The 17874-nt window shown below is 72.0% G+C and carries 15 protein-coding genes and 3 tRNA genes; 5 read left to right on the top strand and 13 right to left on the bottom strand.

What is annotated here, in order from left to right; translation table 11 throughout:
* Nucleotides 1-108: 108 nt before the first annotated feature.
* From ACIQCJ_RS02865 to purS, 7 genes are all read right to left on the bottom strand, one after another.
* The gene (locus ACIQCJ_RS02865) at nt 109-1917 is read right to left on the bottom strand and encodes an NB-ARC domain-containing protein (protein WP_402710511.1); all 1809 of its coding nucleotides are present in this window, start codon (nt 1915-1917) and stop codon (nt 109-111) included.
* Nucleotides 1918-2162: 245 nt separating this feature from the next.
* Nucleotides 2163-2624: a hypothetical protein gene (locus ACIQCJ_RS02860; protein ID WP_355336145.1), complete on the bottom strand. Its 462-nt coding sequence runs from the start codon at nt 2622-2624 to the stop codon at nt 2163-2165.
* A gap of 652 nt (nt 2625-3276) precedes the next feature.
* Nucleotides 3277-3804, bottom strand: coding sequence for a DUF664 domain-containing protein (locus ACIQCJ_RS02855; RefSeq protein WP_391130444.1), 528 nt, complete (start codon nt 3802-3804; stop codon nt 3277-3279).
* Nucleotides 3805-3896: 92 nt separating this feature from the next.
* Entirely contained in the window at nt 3897-4295 is a 399-nt protein-coding gene (locus tag ACIQCJ_RS02850; RefSeq protein ID WP_391159372.1) for a hypothetical protein, read from the bottom strand.
* Between the two features lie 276 nt (nt 4296-4571).
* The gene (gene purL / locus ACIQCJ_RS02845; protein ID WP_391130439.1) at nt 4572-6821 is read right to left on the bottom strand and encodes a phosphoribosylformylglycinamidine synthase subunit PurL; all 2250 of its coding nucleotides are present in this window, start codon (nt 6819-6821) and stop codon (nt 4572-4574) included.
* Complete coding sequence (gene purQ, locus ACIQCJ_RS02840; protein ID WP_355336137.1) at nt 6818-7498, bottom strand: phosphoribosylformylglycinamidine synthase subunit PurQ; 681 nt, start codon at nt 7496-7498, stop codon at nt 6818-6820. Before purQ ends, purL begins: the two co-directional genes overlap by 4 nt.
* Entirely contained in the window at nt 7495-7740 is a 246-nt protein-coding gene (gene purS / locus ACIQCJ_RS02835; protein ID WP_093716007.1) for a phosphoribosylformylglycinamidine synthase subunit PurS, read from the bottom strand. Before purS ends, purQ begins: the two co-directional genes overlap by 4 nt.
* Nucleotides 7741-8143: 403 nt before the next feature.
* Between purS and ACIQCJ_RS02830 the strand changes: the two genes are divergently transcribed.
* The 4 genes from ACIQCJ_RS02830 (at nt 8144) to ACIQCJ_RS02815 (ending at nt 9008) form a co-directional block, all read left to right on the top strand.
* Nucleotides 8144-8461: an Lsr2 family protein gene (locus tag ACIQCJ_RS02830; protein WP_188284161.1), complete on the top strand. Its 318-nt coding sequence runs from the start codon at nt 8144-8146 to the stop codon at nt 8459-8461.
* 141 nt (nt 8462-8602) lie between these two features.
* A tRNA-Gly gene (locus ACIQCJ_RS02825) sits at nt 8603-8674 on the top strand.
* 49 nt (nt 8675-8723) lie between these two features.
* Nucleotides 8724-8799 (top strand) — tRNA-Gly (locus ACIQCJ_RS02820).
* Nucleotides 8800-8932: 133 nt separating this feature from the next.
* Nucleotides 8933-9008, top strand: a tRNA-Gly gene (locus ACIQCJ_RS02815).
* Between the two features lie 66 nt (nt 9009-9074).
* Here ACIQCJ_RS02815 and ACIQCJ_RS02810 read toward each other — a convergent pair.
* The 4 genes from ACIQCJ_RS02810 to purD form a co-directional block, all read right to left on the bottom strand.
* On the bottom strand, nt 9075-9977 hold the full coding sequence (locus ACIQCJ_RS02810; protein WP_401314290.1) for a phosphoribosylaminoimidazolesuccinocarboxamide synthase: 903 nt from the start codon (nt 9975-9977) through the stop codon (nt 9075-9077).
* 154 nt (nt 9978-10131) lie between these two features.
* Nucleotides 10132-11616, bottom strand: a complete 1485-nt coding sequence (locus ACIQCJ_RS02805; protein WP_391042664.1) for a N,N-dimethylformamidase beta subunit family domain-containing protein — start codon at nt 11614-11616, stop codon at nt 10132-10134.
* Between the two features lie 520 nt (nt 11617-12136).
* Complete coding sequence (locus ACIQCJ_RS02800; protein WP_355336132.1) at nt 12137-13948, bottom strand: hypothetical protein; 1812 nt, start codon at nt 13946-13948, stop codon at nt 12137-12139.
* Between the two features lie 195 nt (nt 13949-14143).
* On the bottom strand, nt 14144-15391 hold the full coding sequence (gene purD / locus ACIQCJ_RS02795) for a phosphoribosylamine--glycine ligase (RefSeq protein ID WP_355336130.1): 1248 nt from the start codon (nt 15389-15391) through the stop codon (nt 14144-14146).
* Between the two features lie 236 nt (nt 15392-15627).
* Between purD and ACIQCJ_RS02790 the strand changes: the two genes are divergently transcribed.
* Nucleotides 15628-16374, top strand: coding sequence for an SLATT domain-containing protein (locus ACIQCJ_RS02790; protein WP_402710510.1), 747 nt, complete (start codon nt 15628-15630; stop codon nt 16372-16374).
* 107 nt (nt 16375-16481) lie between these two features.
* On the opposite strand, the gene ACIQCJ_RS02785 is transcribed toward ACIQCJ_RS02790, so the two are convergent.
* A complete protein-coding gene (locus ACIQCJ_RS02785; protein WP_188284155.1) occupies nt 16482-17132 on the bottom strand; it encodes a hypothetical protein in 651 nt (216 codons plus the stop codon).
* 53 nt (nt 17133-17185) lie between these two features.
* Complete coding sequence (locus ACIQCJ_RS02780) at nt 17186-17872, bottom strand: GntR family transcriptional regulator (protein WP_402710509.1); 687 nt, start codon at nt 17870-17872, stop codon at nt 17186-17188.
* Between the last annotated feature and the right edge of the window lie 2 nt (nt 17873-17874).

Raw genomic sequence — 17874 nt, 5'->3', positions numbered from 1 at the left:
CGGGGCGGGAGTCACAGGAGCACCAATTGTCGCCTTGTGCGGGGCGGGGATCGCGGGGTCCTCACAAGGACTTCACAGCACGTTCTAGAGGGGGCGGGAGCGGGTGCTTCAACGCGTCCGGTCAGTGGCGGACTTCGCTTGCCAGTGGGCCAGCCGCTCGCGTACGAGAAGGAGGTCGCGATGCTCGGGGTCGAGCACCTTGACCATGTCGTCCAGCACCGACGTGAGAACGGTGACAGCGGCGGCGGCGCTCCTGTCCACGCCGAGCCAGTTGGCAAGCCTGGCACGGAGGAGGAAGGTGTGCGGATGCTCGGGGCCGAGGACCCGCGCGTAGTCCTCGTACAGCGCCTCGTACGCGGCCACGGCACCGGACGGAGCACCCGCTCTGCCCTGCCATTCGGCGAGGTGCCCACGGATGGCGAGCGTCTGATCGTGATCGGGGCCGAGCACCCGCGTGGCGTCCGCCAGGAGTTCGACGTACGTCGCGACGGCCGAGGACGGATCGCCTGTGCCGCCTTCCTGGTGAGCGAGGTCGCTGCGGATGGCGAACGTGAGTGGATCGTCGGGGCTCACCTTCAGATGCGGGCTCTCCAGCCACTCCCCGAGCGCGGCGGCGGCCGTACCGTCTCCCGCCCGCCCGTACCAGTTGGCGAGGACGGCACGGTTGAACAAGGTGTGCCGGTGGGCGGGGCCCAAAAGCGTGTGCGACACGCGTACGACGTTCGCGTAGTAGGCGATGGCATCGGAGACTTGGCCCGCCATTCCCAGCGACCTGCCGTAGCGGTGCAGCACGACGTGCGACGCGGGCTCGTACAGCGCCTTCTCCGCGACCCCGATCACGGCGGCCGTGTTCGCCCGCAGCGACTGCGCCAGTTCGGTGTCCCGCTCGACCTCGGGCCAGGCTTCCACCAACCCGTCGGCGGCCACCCGCGCCAGCGCGTCCTGTTCCGCCTCGGTCAAGGTGTCGCGCACCGCGCGCTGGACGAGGCGGTGGACGCGGACGGCGCGGTGCGGGGTACGGGGGCTGTGGTCGAGGAGGCTGAGGCGGTGGAGGACGCGGAGGGCGCGGACGGCGTCGTCGGAGGAGACCGTGTCCTGGGAAGGGGCTTCTTGGGCGAGCCAGTTGAGCGCCGGGGCGCCGGTGAGGACGGCCTCGGGGATGCCGTTGGGGTCGAGCATCGAGACGAGTTGGAGCATGGGGCGGGCGAGGCCGACCGGGGCGTGGTGGTCGGCGCGGTCGAGCGACAGGGTCCAGGCGGCGGCGACGCCGGTGGTCTGGTCGTCGGGCAGGGCGGTGGGGCGCAGGTCGGCGAGGCGCTGGGCGCGGTCGGCGAGGCGGGCGCGGTAGGTCGCGCAGGTGATTCCGGCGTCCACGACGTACGCCGTGGCCTGGGACATGGCGAGCGGCAGCCAGCCCAATGCGCTGCCCAGGGCCATGAGTTCGCGCAGCGGCTCGCGGTCGTGGGCGGCGAGGGCGGCGGTCAGATAGCCCTCGCTCTCCTCTTCGGTGAAGACGCCGACGGTGACCTGTCTACGGCCCCGGCCGGTGAGGGCGGCGTCGCGGCTGCGGGTGGTGACGACCGTACGGCCGGTGGGACTGTCGGGCGGCCACAGGCCGGTGAGGTCGGCGGGGTCGGTGACGTCGTCCAGGACGACGAGCCAACGCGGCGCTTCCGGGGCGGGTTTGGGCTCAAGCCACGCCAGGAAGGCGCGGGCGGCGCGCTCGGGGTCCTCGCGGTCCGCCCCGAGCAGCGACTGCGCGGCCTCCGCGAGGCCGTCCACCACCGCCTGGCGGCTGGTCGCCGTGACCCACACCAGCAGGTCGAGGCGGCCGGACCGCCACGCGTCCCGGGCGTGCCGCGCGGCGAGTTGGGTCTTGCCCACGCCGCCCATGCCGGTGAGGACCTGGCCGACCACGGCCGTACCGGCGTCGGTGAGCGCCGCGTCCAGGGCGCCGACGGCCGCGCGGTCCTGGAAGCAGTCCGCCTCGCGCGGGACGACGCCGATCTGTACGGGCCAGGCGGCGGGCGGGCGCGGGGGCGGGTGGTGGTGCTGGTGGAGTCCGCCGTGGACGGTGTGGGCCGCGACGGAACCGTCAACGGCCCTTATCGTGACGGCCGTTGGCGTCCTCGTGGGCTCTTCGGGTGGAGCGCCGGGTGCGCTCAGCCCTGTGGCGGACCCGGCACCTGAGGGTCCGGCGCCGGGGGGTTCCCGATCGTCACGTCACCCATCCGTACGGCGGCGGCCGAGCCGCCGTCCGCGCGGATCTCGACGTTCCCTCCGATGGCGACGCCGTCGCCTTCCGCCGAGGCCGTCGCGGGCGTCAACGCCCGTACCTCGTCAACGACGCGGCGCAGCGCCTCCGCCAACTCCCCGTCCTGCTCGACCGCTTCGTCCAGCGCGTCGGTCAGGCGACGGCGCGTCCTGGCGGACACCTCCCCGGCGTCCGCCTCCCGTGCCGCCCGTTCCAGCGCCGGGTCCTCCCCCAGCGCACCGGAGACCAGCGTGTGCAGCCGGTCCATTCCGGCGTCCAGACCCCGGTCCACCTCCGCGTCCGCCCGCCCCGCCACCCGCCGCGCCTTGGCCACCAGCCACGCGCACACGTACCCGATCGCAATCTCCACACCGGTCACTCTTCGACGGTAGCCCCAACTCCCGTGCCGCCGCACCGAAAGCGGCGGCACCACCGGGGCGCGGCGGGCGGCCCCGTGAACTTCGCCGCCCTCACCCACGACGTGCCCCGCCATGGGCCGCGACCCACCCCCGCCGGGCCGCCAGCCCGAAAACAACCGCATCTGCCCCACTGGGGCCGGTTCTCAAAGGCGCACCAACCCCGTGGCCGGTCGCGCAGTTCCCCGCGCCCCTCAAAAGACCGGCCCACCGCCCGGACAAAAGACAGTCCGCCCCGTCAGGGGCGCGAGGACCTGCGCGAGCAACCCACCACCGTCCGGTGGTCCGGGCACAACCGAACTGCCCCGCCGGGGCGGCCGGTGACCTGCGGGAGCGTCATGGCTGAGCGCGCCCACGCGGCGGCAGCCGCACATCAAACACAGCCCCGCGCCCCTCAAAAGACCGGCTCACCGCCCGCACAGGCCCTCGCGGATGAGGACGAGGGTCGCTGGCCTTGCGCAAGGCGGGGCATTTCAGGGGCGCGAGGAACTGCGCGAGCAACCCACCACCGGCCGGTGGTCCGGGAACAACCGAACTGCCCCGCCCGGGGCGGGTGGTGACCTGCGGGAGCGTGGTGGGTGAGCGCGCCCACGCGGAACGGCGCCGTCAGGCGCCGACGGTGCCGTCGATGGCCTCGCGGAGCAGATCGGCGTGGCCGTTGTGACGGGCGTATTCGAGGATGACGTGCTGCATGACCAGGCGGAGCGAAACGTCCTCGTCGTGGCGGGAGTTGTGGACGACGAGGTCGAGGGTGGGGGCGGCGCCCTCGATGCGGCGGGAGTGGGCGACCTCGGCGTGCCAGGCGGAGAAGGCTTCGTCGCGGGTGGAGCCGGAGGCGTCGTACGCCTCCTGGAAGTCGCCGGTGGCGGACCAGACGAGAGGGATGTCCTCGCCGTCGATGATCCGACGGAACCAGGCGCGTTCGACCTCGGCCATGTGCCGGACGAGCCCGAGCAGGCTGAGGGTGGACGGCGGCATGGAACAGCGGCGCAGTTCGTCGTCGGTGAGGCCGTCGCACTTCATGGCAAGGGTCTCGCGGTGGTAGTCGAGGAAGCCTCGCAGCGTCTCGCGCTCACCGCCCGTGGTCGGCGGGCCGGTGCGCGGGTCGGGGGTCTCGGTCTGCTCTGAGGTCACGGTCCATTCTGACCGGCCCCCGGCCCCCCGGCCCCCCGGCACCTCTGTGCCCGCGGCACCGGGAGGCGGTCATCCCCGAGTGGCGAACGGTCTCAGCACTCCCGCAGGCCGGGCGCCGGGTCCTGGCCGGTGTAGAGGTCGACGGCCGGGACGTTGCCCCAGGCGCCGTTGTCGAGCTGCGTCCAGTACCAGATGTCGTTCTGGCCCGCGTGCGGGTCGCCGTGGCCCCAGCAGACGAACCAGTTGAAGCCGGTGGTCAGGGTGCCGCGGGTCGCCGAGCGGTAAGAGCGGTCCGCGAAGCCCCTGGCCCCGACCTTGTTGCCGCAGTACAGACGGCCGTCGGAGCGGACACCGCACTCGGCGGCCGGCCTGACCTTCTCCTTCGCCGGAGCGGCGGCGGCGGCCGTGGCCGAGGCCCCGCCGGTCATGGCGAGACCCGCCGTCATCACGGCGGCGGACAGCAGCACGGCGATGTTCTTACGTGTGATCACTGCACATTCCCCTCGTTTCGTGCGCCAACGTGCGAGCGCGCGAAACGATCATGGGTGACGGCGCACAGCCCCGAGCACCGCCATACGGGTGGATCCGGCACATGCCGTCTTATGACGCCTCCGGCAATTGCCACGACGCCCGATTCCCGTAAAACGTCAAGCCGTTCGTCAGACCGTTAAGACCATCGCCGGTCCACGCCACACCGCACAGATGCCCCGGCCGCGTCATCGCGGCCGGGGCACCCGGTGGACTTTTCCGTCACATCAGCGGAACGCTCAGGCGAGCAGCGCCGGAATCGTCCCCTCGTGCGCGGCGCGCAGTTCGCCCAGCGGAATGCTGAACTCCCCCTGCACGTCGATCTCGTCGCCGTCGATGACGCCGATCCGCGCCGCCGGAAGCCCCCGCGCCCCGCACATGTCGGTGAAGCGCAGTTCCTCGGAGCGCGGCACCGCGACGACGGCGCGGCCCGCGGACTCGGAGAACAGGAACGTGAAGGCGTCCAGACCGTCCGGGACGACCAGCCGCGCGCCGTGCCCGCCGCGCAGGCAGGACTCGGTGACCGCCTGGACGAGACCGCCGTCGCTGAGGTCGTGGGCGGCGTCGATCATGCCGTCGCGCGACGCGGAGATCAGGATCTCGCCGAGCAGCCGCTCGCGGTCCAGGTCGACGGCGGGCGGCAGACCGCCGAGGTGGTCGTGGACGACCTGCGACCAGGCCGAGCCGCCGAACTCCTCGCGGGTGTCACCGAGCAGGTAGATCAGGTGGCCCTCGTCCTTGAAGGCCATCGGCGTACGCCGGTTGACGTCGTCGATCACGCCGAGCACCGCGACCACCGGGGTCGGGTGGATCGCCACGTCGCCGGTCTGGTTGTACAGCGACACATTGCCGCCGGTCACCGGGGTGCCGAGCTGGAGGCAGCCGTCGGCGAGACCGCGGGTGGCCTCGGCGAACTGCCACATCACGGCCGGGTCCTCGGGCGAGCCGAAGTTCAGGCAATCCGAGATGGCCAGCGGCTTGGCCCCGGAGGCGGCGACATTGCGGTACGCCTCCGCGAGCGCCAACTGCGCGCCCGTGTACGGGTCGAGCTTCGCGAAGCGGCCGTTGCCGTCGGTGGCGATGGCCACGCCGAGGTCGGTCTCCTCGTCGATCCGGATCATGCCGGAGTCCTCGGGCTGCGCCAGCACCGTGTTGCCCTGCACGAAGCGGTCGTACTGGTCGGTGACCCACGCCTTGGACGCCTGGTTCGGCGAGCCGACCAGCTTGAGCACCTGCTCGCGCAGTTCGGCGGAGGTACCGGGCCTCGGCAGCTTCCCCGCGTCGTCGGCCTGGAGCGCGTCCTGCCAGTCCGGCCGGGCGTACGGGCGGTGGTACGTCGGCCCGTCGTGCGCGACCGAGCGCGGCGGCACGTCCACGATCTGCTCGCCGTGCCAGAAGATCTCCAGTTGCGAGCCCTCGGTCACCTCACCGATGACGGTGGCGATGACGTCCCACTTCTCGCAGATCGCCAGGAAGCGCTCGACCTTGTCGGGCTCGACGATCGCGCACATGCGCTCCTGCGACTCGCTCATGAGGATTTCCTCGGGCGAGAGCGTCGCGTCGCGCAGCGGCACGGTGTCCAGTTCGACGCGCATGCCGCCGGAGCCGGCCGAGGCCAGCTCGCTGGTGGCGCAGGACAGGCCCGCGCCGCCGAGGTCCTGGATGCCCGCGACCAGTTGCTCGCGGAAGATCTCCAGGGTGCACTCGATGAGCAGCTTCTCCTGGAAGGGGTCGCCGACCTGGACGGCGGGGCGGCGGGACGGGCCGGTCGAGTCGAAGGTCTCGCTGGCCAGCACCGAGACGCCGCCGATGCCGTCGCCGCCGGTCCTGGCGCCGTACAGGATCACCTTGTTGCCGGGGCCCGACGCCTGCGCGAGGTGGATGTCCTCGTGCTTCATGACGCCCACGCACAGCGCGTTGACCAGCGGATTGCCCTGGTAGCAGGGGTCGAAGACGACCTCGCCGCCGATGTTGGGCAGGCCGAGGCAGTTTCCGTAGCCGCCGACGCCCGAGACGATGCCGGGCAGGACGCGCCGGGTGTCGGGGTGGTCGGCCGCGCCGAACCGCAGCGGGTCCATCACGGCGACCGGCCGCGCGCCCATCGCGAGGATGTCGCGGACGATGCCGCCGACGCCGGTGGCCGCGCCCTGGTAGGGCTCGATGTACGACGGGTGGTTGTGCGACTCGATCTTGAAGGTGACGGCGTAGCCCTGGCCGACGTCCACGACGCCCGCGTTCTCACCGATGCCGACGAGCAGCGCGTCGGTCTGCGGGGCCTTCTCGCCGAACTGCTTCAGGTGCACCTTGCTCGACTTGTACGAGCAGTGCTCCGACCACATGACCGAGTACATCGCCAGTTCCGCGCCGGTCGGGCGGCGGCCCAGGATCTCGCGGATCCGGGCGTACTCGTCCTCCTTGAGGCCGAGTTCCTTCCACGGCTGCCCGGCCTCGGGCGTCTCGGCGGCGTGCTTGACGGTATCGAGGGTCATGCGGAGACCAACTTCTTCAGGACCGAGGTGAAGAATCCGAGGCCGTCGGTGCGGCCGGTGCCGATCAGCGGCTCGACGGCGTGCTCGGGGTGCGGCATGAGGCCGACGACATTGCCCGCGGCATTGCTGATGCCCGCGATGTCACGGAGCGACCCGTTCGGATTGCCGTCCAGATAGCGGAAGACCACCCGGCCCTCGGCTTCCAGTTCGTCCAGCACCCGCTCGGCGGCGGTGTAGCGGCCGTCGATGTTCTTCAGCGGGATGGAGATCTCCTGGCCGTCCGCGTACTGCGACGTCCAGGCGGTGGCGCTGGTCTCGACCCGCAGCTTCTGGTCGCGGCAGACGAAGTGGAGGTGGTTGTTGCGCAGCATCGCGCCTGGCAGCAGATGCGACTCGGTGAGCACCTGGAACCCATTGCAGATGCCGAGAACCGGCATTCCGGCCTTCGCCTGTTCGATGATCGTTTCCATCACCGGCGAGAAACGCGAGATCGCGCCGGCCCGCAGATAGTCGCCGTACGAGAAGCCGCCCGGCAGAACCACCGCGTCGACCTGCTGGAGATCCTTGTCACGGTGCCACAGCGGTACGGCTTCGGCGCCCGCGACCCGGACGGCGCGCTGTGTGTCACGGTCGTCGAGCGTGCCGGGGAATGTGACGACGCCAACGCGCGCAGTCACGACTCCACCTTTACGGCGAAGTCCTCGATCACGGTGTTCGCGAGAAAGGTTTCCGCCATCTCGCGAATGCGGGCGAGGGCGGCGTCGTCGACCGGCCCCTCGACCTCTAGTTCAAAGCGCTTTCCCTGGCGGACGTCGGAGATCCCGTCGAAGCCCAGGCGCGGCAGTGCTCGCTGCACCGCCTGGCCCTGGGGGTCGAGGATCTCCGGCTTGAGCATGACGTCGACTACGACGCGTGCCACTTGCACTCCCGGTGGTGTGGTGCGTGAGGTTCTCTCAGCGTACCCGGTGCGAAAATCTACGCGAGTAGATATGAACGCGACCCCTAGCGCACCCCTAGATCACTGATCACGTTTATGTATCGGCCGCCGAAATGCTTGGGGAAACCCGTAGGTGAAACATAGGGTCCCGATTACGAAGCGGCACCCGGGGGAATTAACAGGTGTCACGATGTATCACGCGGTGCCCATTTCGTGGCATCGTACAAATGAAAACTTGTCGACACTCGACTTGTCGGCCCACCCGTGACACCGGGGCCCGGCGTCCGGTCGCGACCGTTCCCGCTCGCGACCGCCACGACACACGGGCCGCGTGCGATCGCCGGGCCCCGGCAAGGCCGATGGCGTACGAAAGGACCACATCCCTATGGCGCAACGCGTACTGGTCACCCTCGCCGACGACCTGGACGGCGGAGAAGCGGCGGAAACCATCGCATTCGGCGTCGACGGTCAGTGGTACGAGATCGACCTCTCGTCCCAGAACGCGGACAAGCTGCGCAATGACCTGGCTCCTTACGTGGAGGCCGGCCGCCGCCGCACCCTTTCGGGCCGCGCCTACAAGCGCACGCCGATCGCCCCGACCCCGGCCACCGTCCGCGCCTGGGCGCAGTCGAACGGCTTCGAGGTCCCGGCCCGCGGGCGCATCCCCAAGAAGGTCTACGAAGCGTTCAACAAGGCCAGTTGACGGTTCCGCGACAACTCACTGACAACCGCCGGGCGAACGGGCGGGGGCGGTGGTGCCGACTGGACAGCCACCCCCACCCTTCCGCTAGTGTGTGGAGCACGCCGAGGGCAGGGCCGGAAAGGCCAGGTCAGCGGAGGTCACGCGGGTGTAGCTCAGTAGCAGAGCGCCCCCCTTCCAGGGGGGAGGGGCAGTGTGCAATTCCTGTCGCCCGCTCTGGTCGCTCCGGCCGGTCCTATGGATCGGGTAGAGTGGCCGCAGCAATGCGGACGTGGCTCAGTTGGTAGAGCATCACCTTGCCAAGGTGAGGGTCGCGAGTTCGAATCTCGTCGTCCGCTCCAGCGTCACGAAGGCCCCGGTCACCACGACCGGGGCCTTCGTCGTATCCGGGCGTCCGCTCGGCGCGTCACGGGGCGGCGGGATATATCGGTTTCTAATGGCCGCGTCCGATCGGGTACAGTGTCTGCACGGCCTGCGGACGTGGCTCAGTTGGTAGAGCATCACCTTGCCAAGGTGAGGGTCGCGAGTTCGAATCTCGTCGTCCGCTCCAGCATCGCGAAGGCCCCGGTCACCACGACCGGGGCCTTCGTCGTCTCTCCGCTTCCGCGCCGGGGTGCTACGACCAGGCGGTGCCGGTGAGGCGCTCGTACGCCTCCACGTAGCGGGCGCGGGACTGCTCGACGACCTCGGCGGGCAGGCCGGGCGGCGGCTCCTCGCCGTTGCGGTCCCAGCCCAGCGCCGGGTCGGTGAGGTGGTCGCGGACGAACTGCTTGTCGAAGGACGGCTGCGCGTGGCCCGGCTCCCACAGGTCGGCCGGCCAGAAGCGGGACGAGTCGGGGGTCAGCACCTCGTCGGCGATGACCAGCGTGCCCTGTTCGTCGTAACCGAACTCGAACTTCGTGTCGGCCAGGATGATGCCCCGCTCGCGCGCGATGTCGCGGGCCCTGCCGTAGACGGCCAGCGTGGTCTGCCGGAGCAGCGCCGCGGTCTCGGCGCCGACCTCGCGGGCGACCTCCTCGTACGACACGTTCTCGTCGTGCTCGCCGACCTCGGCCTTGGTGGCGGGGGTGAAGATCGGCGCGGGCAGCTCGGAGCCGTCCACCAGGCCCTCGGGGAGCGCGAGGCCGCACACCGTACGGTCCCGGTTGTACTCGACCAGGCCGGAGCCGGTCAGATAGCCGCGTGCGACGCACTCGACCGGCACCATGCGCAGCGAACGGCACACCATGGTGCGGCCCGCCCACTGCGCGGGGGCGCCCTCGGGCAGCTCGGTGGAGATCACGTGGTTGGGCACGATGTCGGCGAGCAGGTCGAACCACCACAGCGAGAGCTGCGTGAGAATCCGGCCCTTGTCGGGGATCTCGGTGGGCAGTACCCAGTCGTAGACGGAGGTGCGGTCGCTGGCGACCATCACCAGGTCGCCCTCCGCGTTCTGGTACAGATCGCGCACCTTGCCGGTGTGCAGATGTACCAGTCCCGGCACCTGGACAGGTTCGGGTTTCTCGACGAATCCGGACACGGGTCGTCCTCCCCACTCGGCGGTTCAGCTCCCGATTCTCGCTTATCGGGACAGCTGGAGCGCGCGGGGGCTCCTCCTTTCGCCGCCCGCTCGCCTCCGGCGGCTAGGACCCGGCGCGCCGCCTCCGGCTCGCAGGCTCCGGCGGACCCACCCCTCAGTCGTGCTTGCAGATGCGGTCGAGGAGGTTGGCGGTGGCGCGCTGGACGCGCGGGTCGACGTGGTTGGGGCGGTCGAGCGCCGGGGACCAGGCGAAGGTGCCGGAGGCGAAGACGTACGCGCCGCTGGGGGCCTGGTAGAGCGAGGTTTCCTGGTGGCAGCGGCGGCCGTCGGTGGACTCGTACGGCGAGTGGGCCAGCAGGATGCGCTCGATGCTCTCGGGCAGCGGGGCGCGCGGGTAGTAGCGGTCGGCCTCGCCCGCGACCAGGCCGTCGATCTCGTCGCCCTCGGTGGCGCCGGTGGCCTCCCACAGCCAGTGCTCGGCGTTGCGGACGACGAGCGGCGACGGCTGGGGGACGCGGCCCGCGTACTGCACGCCGAGCACGAGCTGTTCCGGCTCGCCGAGGTCGCGCCAGAGCGCGGTGCGGCCCTTGTTGTCGCCGCGGCGCTTGCGGCAGCTCAGCAGCCGGTCCGCGTCCCCGGCCGGGGACGCGGCCAGCTCGACCTGCCAGTACATGGTGTTGGCCGACAGGAAGACCAGCGAGGTGCCCGCGTCGCGCGCGGTCTCGGCGGCCCGGCGCATCGGCTTGGACCAGTACTCGTCGTGGCCGGGGAAGACCAGGCCGCGGTAGCGCGTGGGGTCGATACGGCCCGCGTGCAGGTCGCGGGCGTCGGCGTACGCGAGGTCGTAGCCGTAGCGCTCGGCGAAGCGTACGAAGTCGTAGGCGTGGCCGATGTGCAGCGGGAGCCCGGCGCCCGCGTAGGGGCGGTCGAAGGAGACGGTGGTGGCGGCCTGTTCCTCGCCGAGGAGCTGCCCCTTCTCGTCCCACGCGTGGTACAGGCTGGCGCCGGTCCTGCCGTCCTCGGGGTAGAGGTTGTACGCCTGCCAGGTCACGTCGGGCATCAGCAGGAGCAGGTCCGCCTCGTGGGTGGCGCGGACGGTGAAGGGGACGTGGCTGCGGTAGCCGTCGGCGGTGGTGAGGACGGCCACGTACGCGCCGGTGTTCCAGTACGTGGGGATCTGCAACCGCCAGGACTGCCACCAGTGGTGGCAGGAAACCGTCCTTCCGGCGGCCAGCGGCGCGGGCTGGACGATGCCGGACAGCCGGGGGCTCGCGGACATCTTCGCGGCGCCGTCGCCGCCGTAGTGGCCGATCCGGTAGACGTCGACCGTGAACTCCTGCGGCGGGTCCACGGTGATCCGGAAGTCGATGGCCTCGCCGGGCACGACGGATCCCGCGGAGGCGAAGCCCTTGATCTGACGGCGTACGTCGTCGGCGGTACGCGGTCCGGGGAAGCGCGGGCGGTGCGCGGCGTCGCCGCTGCTCACGGCCAGGTCGACGTACCAGGGGACGACCTGGCCGTCGTCGTCCAGGTACTGGGAGGCGCCGCGCAGCCAGGGCAGCGGGCCCTGGCCGAAGGGGTCGGAGACCCCGTGGGCATGCGCTCCGGACTCCCACCGTCGGATCTGGTCCGTACTCATCGAAGCCCCTCCCTCACCCGATCCCCGGCCGCGCCGGCTCCCGCGGTTCCCCGCTCCACCCGTGGTTCACCCATGCGGTGCAATAGTGCGGCGCACATACCCAGCACATCACAGAAAGCACCGCACCGGTTACCGTTCGTGGTGAATTATCGGAACGGATCGGGCGACGAGTGAAGCAGATTCGGTCAACCGGCGTGTGGTGAACGTCACATGACCCAGGTCAAGAGGTCGCGCCGCGCGCTCCGAGCGGTCGGGAGCGGGCGGTACGGGCCAGAAGCCGGGCGGGTTCCGCGCCGTGTGGCGCGCCGCGGGGCGGTGCGCGAGGCGGTGCCGGGCGGTGTGCGGTCGTGGCCGAAACGCGTCGCCCCCGGACGGCGCTCGCGCGGGGGCGACGTGGCGCTTGTCACATTGGTTGATCATGACGGCGCGTCACGTCGGTTGGTCACGACGGCGCGTCACGTCGGTCGATCACGACGTCGGGTCACGCCCGTCGATCACGACGGCGCAATACGTCGGTTGATCACACCAGCCGGATCGGCTTGTCGGGGCGGACGCCGACGGCCCTGAGCCAGGAGCGCAGCGGTGCCGCGTCGCCGTTCTCGACCAGGCGGAGCACCGGCCAGGTCAGATCGGCCCGGCGGGCGCCGCCGACGAGCAGCGTGGGGCCGTCCAGCCAGTCCAGGCCCGCGTCAGCGCCCGCGGTGTCCACGGCGGCGCAGCAGACGACGGCGGTGACGTGGTCGGTCAGCAGCTCACGGCCGGTGCGGGGCGGCAGCAACGGGGAGACGGGCACGGGGGTTTCCTCCGTACCGCCGCCCGTTCCGCCACCGTTTCCGCCGCCGGTTCCGCCGCCGCCCTTGGCGTTCTCGGCCGTCGCGGCGTGCCGAGCCGCCTCGTCGCGGGCGGCGAGCGCGCCGATCCTGGCGGCCAGCTCCTCGCTGCCGCCGCGTGAGAGCCGGTCGATGACGCGGGTGAGGGTGGCGCGGCCCGGCTCGTCGGCGAGCGCGGCGGCGGCCCGTTCCGCCGCCGAGGTGCGGGCGGCGGCGGTCGGCCCGGTCATGGCCCGGTCGCCGAGGAGCAGGCCGCTGCGGCGCCCGCCGCCGATCGCGGCCGGTCCTTCGTCCTCTTCCTCGGCCGCGGCGGCGATGCCGGGCTCCGGCGGCGGCACCTCGTCCAGGACGCGTATCAACCGGGCGGCCTCGGTGCGCCAGATGCGGTCGACGACCTCGTCCGGATAGCCGTTCCAGCTCACCGGCGCCCAGTCGGGGCCGGGCCGCTGCGGGCCCGCGTGGAAGAGCCGGGCGGCCAGCAGCGAGACGGCCTCGTCCATCGCGCCGGGCTCCTCCAGGAGATCACAGGCCGGGCGTTCGCCCAGCCGGGTCTCGAAGCCGTCGGCGAGCCGGTCGCGCCGGGACAGCTCGGTGAGCGCGGCGACCACCCCGGCGTCCAGCCGGGACGGCCAGCGGCCCATCCGCCAGGCGGGCAGCGCGACGCGGGTGAGCAGCCGGTCCCAGCCCGCGTAGGCCAGGCCCACCTGTTCCTGGGCGACGATCCGCAGCCCGTAGTCGACGGCCTGCGCGCGCTCGGAGGCGGAGGCGGCGACGCCCCGCTCCATCTCGGCGACATGGACACGGCAGCCGTTCAGCAGCAGCCGGACCGTCCAGCCGAGGACGCCGAACACCGGTCGCAGCAGCACAGTGCCCTCGCGGCCGTGCGCGGCGACTCCGGCCGCCGCGTCGAGGCCGCGCACGAAGCGGCGGGCGGCCGCTATCTCCGGATCGGCGGCGGGTCCCGTGCCCGCCACCACGGGCGCGAGCAGCGCGCGCAGCTCCGCGATCCGCATCCACCACATGAAGGGCGAGCCGATCACCAGCACGGGCGCGGTCCGCCTGCCCTCTTCCCTGGCGGCCTTCCTGGCCTTGCGGCCCGCGGGCCGGTCGGCCCTGCGCTCCTCCAGCCAGCTGTCGCAGTCCGGCGTCAGCTCTATCGCCGACGGCGCGGGCACCTCCATCCGCTCCGCCAGGTCGCGGACCATCCGGTAGAGGTCGGGCGCGGCGGTCTCGGCCACCGGCACCGCGGGACTGACCGCGGGCCTGGCCCGTACGATCACCGCCGCGACAGCCGCCGCGACCAGCAGCACCACCAGCGCGCCACCGGTCATCCCCCAGCGCACACCGTCCCAGCGCGAGCCGATCCGGCCGGTCGCGCCGCCCGCGTGCAGGACGACGGCGACGGCGGCGGGCAGCAGGGCCGCGCCGAGCGCGGCGCCCCGGACCCGGAGCACCGCCAGGGCACGGGAGCGCGCGACCGCCTCACCTGCTTCTCCGGCCATCGGCGACTCACCCCCTGCGCTGTGGTGACCGCCCCGATGGCGGCCTCCCCCCACTGTCGCACCGCCCACGGACATCGCAATGGCCGTACGGCTGATTGCCGCAATGTCCCGCAGTGCGCTTTCGGGGCACCCTAGTTCGGCGCCGGGAAGGAGTCAGCCTTATGGCCGAGTCATCACTCCTTGGAGTGGCTTTGGTCAGAGACCGGCCGCTTTCGCGGCGATGTCCGTACGGTGGTGACCACCGTCAAGACCGATCCGGTCGACCGCGCGGTAGGCCCGGTCACGGGCCTTGGCGAGGTCGGAACCGGTCGCGGTGACCGACAGCACCCGCCCGCCCGCGCTGACGATCCGCCCGTCGTCCTCCCGGGTGCCCGCGTGCAGGACGTACGCGTGCTCGTCCTTCTCGGCGACGTCCGCGAGCCCGGAGATCGGGTCGCCGGTGCGCGGGGTGTCCGGGTAGTTGTACGAGGCGATGACCACGGTCACCGCCGCGCCGTCGCTCCAGCGCAGCCGCGGGAAGGCGGCGAGCTGCCCGGTGGCCGCGGCCCGCAGCAGTCCGGCCAGCGGCGTCTTGAGCCGGGCGAGTACGACCTGCGTCTCGGGGTCGCCGAAGCGCGCGTTGAACTCGATGACCCGCACACCGCGCGAGGTGATGGCGAGACCGGCGTAGAGCAGGCCCGCGAAGGGCGTGCCCCGGCGGCGCAGTTCGTCCACGGTCGGCTGGAGCACGGTCCGCTCGACCTCGTCGACGAGCTTGGGGTCGGCCCACGGCAGCGGCGAATAGGCGCCCATACCGCCGGTGTTGGGGCCCTCGTCGTCGTCCAGCGCCCGCTTGAAGTCCTGCGCGGGCTGGAGCGGTACGACCGTCTCGCCGTCGGTGACCGCGAACAGCGACACCTCGGGGCCGTCGAGGAACTCCTCGATGACCACCCGGTCGCAGCTCAGCGCGTGCGCGCGGGCGGTGGCCAGGTCGCCGGTGACGACCACGCCCTTGCCCGCCGCGAGCCCGTCGTCCTTGACGACATAGGGCGCGCCGAAGGCGTCGAGCGCCACATCGACCTCGTCGGCCGTCGTGCAGACGTAACTGCGCGCGGTCGGCACCCCGGCCGCCGCCATCACGTCCTTGGCGAACGCCTTGGAGCCCTCCAGCTCCGCGGCCCGCGCCGACGGGCCGAAGCAGTCGATGCCGCTGGCCCGTACCGCGTCGGCGACCCCGGCGACCAGCGGGGCCTCGGGCCCCACGATCACGAAGTCGGCGCCGAGGGAGACGGCGAGTTCTGCGACGGCCGCGCCGTCGAGGGCGTCGACCTGGTGCAGCTCGGCGACCTCGCCGATTCCGGCGTTGCCGGGCGCGCAGTGCAGCGAGGTGACGTCGGGGTCGAGCGAGAGGGAGCGGCACAGGGCGTGTTCGCGGGCGCCGCCGCCGATGACAAGGACCTTCACGCGCACCAGGGTAGTGGGCCGCGGGGCGGCGGGCCGCCCTCACTCTTTCGAGCGACCGCATTCATCGGCCTATACCTGATCACGCTGCCCGTATGGGCGGATATCCGGAGATCGCTACCCCGCGCTCAGCCGTTCGGCGGTAAGAAGAGTGCTTCACCACCGGGCCGGACATCCGGCGCCGAAAGCCGCATATGAGGTCCACGAGGGGCCCTTGGGGCCATACGAGGGAGCGTGCAGTGAGCCAGCCGGACATGTTTCCCGAGGAAGCACCTCGGGACGAGCCTCAGCGGCGGGCGCTGCACCATCAGCACGAGGACCTGCGGGCGCTGCCGTTCCCGCTCGGCGACTGGGGCGAGCCCGCGGAACGCCTGGCGGAGCTGTACCGCTGGGCCGAGACGGGCGCCCTGCGCACCGCCGACTGGTACCTCGACGACCGCGTCCGCAAGCGCCGCGGCGCCCGCGCTCTGCGTCTGGGCGCCGTCCTCTTCGGCACCGCCGGCGCCGCCCTGCCGCTGGTGGAGCTGACCGGCACCGCGGACACCAGCGCGAGCTGGGGCTATCTCGCGCTGCTCCTGGCGGGTGTCTGCCTCGGCACCGACCGCCTCTTCGGCCTGACCTCGGGGTGGATGCGCGACGTCGCCACCGCCCAGGCCGTCCAGCGCCGCCTGGAGTCCCTGCGCTTCGACTGGGCCTCCGAGAGCGTCCGCGAGGTCCTCGGCCCCACCGAGGGCACCGCCGCCGAGGCCGCGGAACGCTGTCTGGCCATCCTGCGCCGCTTCTGCGACGACCTGGCCGACCTCGTCCGGATGGAGACGTCCGACTGGATCGTCGAATTCGGCGGCCACACCTCCGGCGCTCCGCTGCGCACCCAGTCCGCCGCCTGGTGGCCGAGCCGCCAGGAGCCGTCGCCGGGTCCGCGCCTGGCGCACCCGAGCACGCGCCCCAACATGCCGCGCCAACGGCCGCCGGAGAGCCCGAGGTAGCCGGGGGCGGCTCGCCAACTGGCCGGGGCGGCCGGGTGCGGCTCGCCAGGCAGCGCGGTGCGGCTCGCCAAGGAGCCCGGTGCGGCTCGCCAAGGAGCCCGGTGCGATTAGCTGAAGACGATCATCGAGCCCTGGCCCAGGCTCCGCGTCGCCGCCGCGTGCAGGCCGAGCCACACGTGGTGTTCCCGCGCGAACGGCCCGTTGCCCACGACCGGTGAGACGGCCGGCTCCTCAAGAGTGGTGTGGTGTTCGGGCGGCGCGGGCGGCAGCGGCGGGTTGGCGGGGTCGATGCCGATGACGGGGGCCACGAATTCGAGTTCGCGCAGCAGCCCGTGACTGGAGCCGAGGGGGCCGCCGCCTTCGAGGAGTTCGTCGTTGACGACGGGCTGGGGGAAGTCGAGGGGGACGTACGCGCCCGCGTGGTCGTAGTGCCAGACCAGGTGCGACCGCTGGGCGGTGGCCTCGAACATCTCCAGGAGCTGTTCGTAGTCGCCGCCGAGGGCGTCGACCGGGGTGACCTCGAGCCCCTGGAGGCTGAGCAGATAGGCGCGGCGCAGGAAGTGCAGGGCGTCGTAGTCGAAGCACGCGATCGGGCCGACGTCGCCCGACAGGCCCGGCATGTAGTTGTAGACGGGGACGGGCGGCTGTCCGGCGTCGTTCAATGCCTTGTCGTATCGGGCGAGTTCCTCGGAGAAGGGGTTTTCCGGGCTGTGGCAGAGCACGTCCACGAGGGGCACCAGCCACAAGTCGCAGGCCACGAACACTCCATCCGGTCGGGGGCGTACAGCCTAAAACGCCCGTGCCGGTCGCGTCATGGCCGGGCGGGGACGAGCTTTTCGATGAGGGCGCTGGTGTGGTCGCTGTGCTCCAGGGTGAGCTGCCGGGCGGTCGCGGTGTCGCGGGCGGCGACGGCGTCCACGAGGGCGACGTGGTCGGACCAGCAGACCCCGGCGGTGTCGTGCAGGGCGCGCAGGTGGGGGACGGCGTAGATCCAGGTCTGGGTGCGCACGCGGTCGAGGAATTCGCAGATGTGCGGGTTGCCGCCGAGGGCGGTCAACTCGCGCCAGAAGCGCAGGTCGCAGCCGATGAGGATGTCGAGGACACCGGAGCGGGCGGCGCGGGCGGCGGCTTCGGCGCGGCGCCGCACGGACGCGATGGCGTCGGGCGGCACGTCGCCCATGCCGACCTCGGCCATCCGCCGGAAGGACGCCTCGACGACGAAGAGCCGCGCTTCGGTGAGGGTGCGGAAGTCCTGTGCGGTGAAACGGCGGACCTGGAAGCCGCGGTGCTGCTCGACTTCGAGGAGTCCCTGTGCCGCGAGGTCGACCAGGGCCTCGCGGACGGGGGTCGCGGAGACGCCGTACAGCTCGGCGATCTCCTTGACGGTGAAGTGGCGGCCGGCCTGGAGCCGTCCGGTCAGCACCTCGTCGCGCAGGGCGTCGGCGATCTGCTGGCGCAGACTGCTGCGCCGCACAGGCGATACGCCGCCGTCCGGCATGC

Source organism: Streptomyces sp. NPDC093221, assembly GCF_044753885.1.
GTDB lineage: Bacteria > Actinomycetota > Actinomycetes > Streptomycetales > Streptomycetaceae > Actinacidiphila.
The sequence above is the reverse complement of the archived record's forward strand: the minus strand, read 5'-3'. Positions and strand labels throughout refer to the sequence as shown.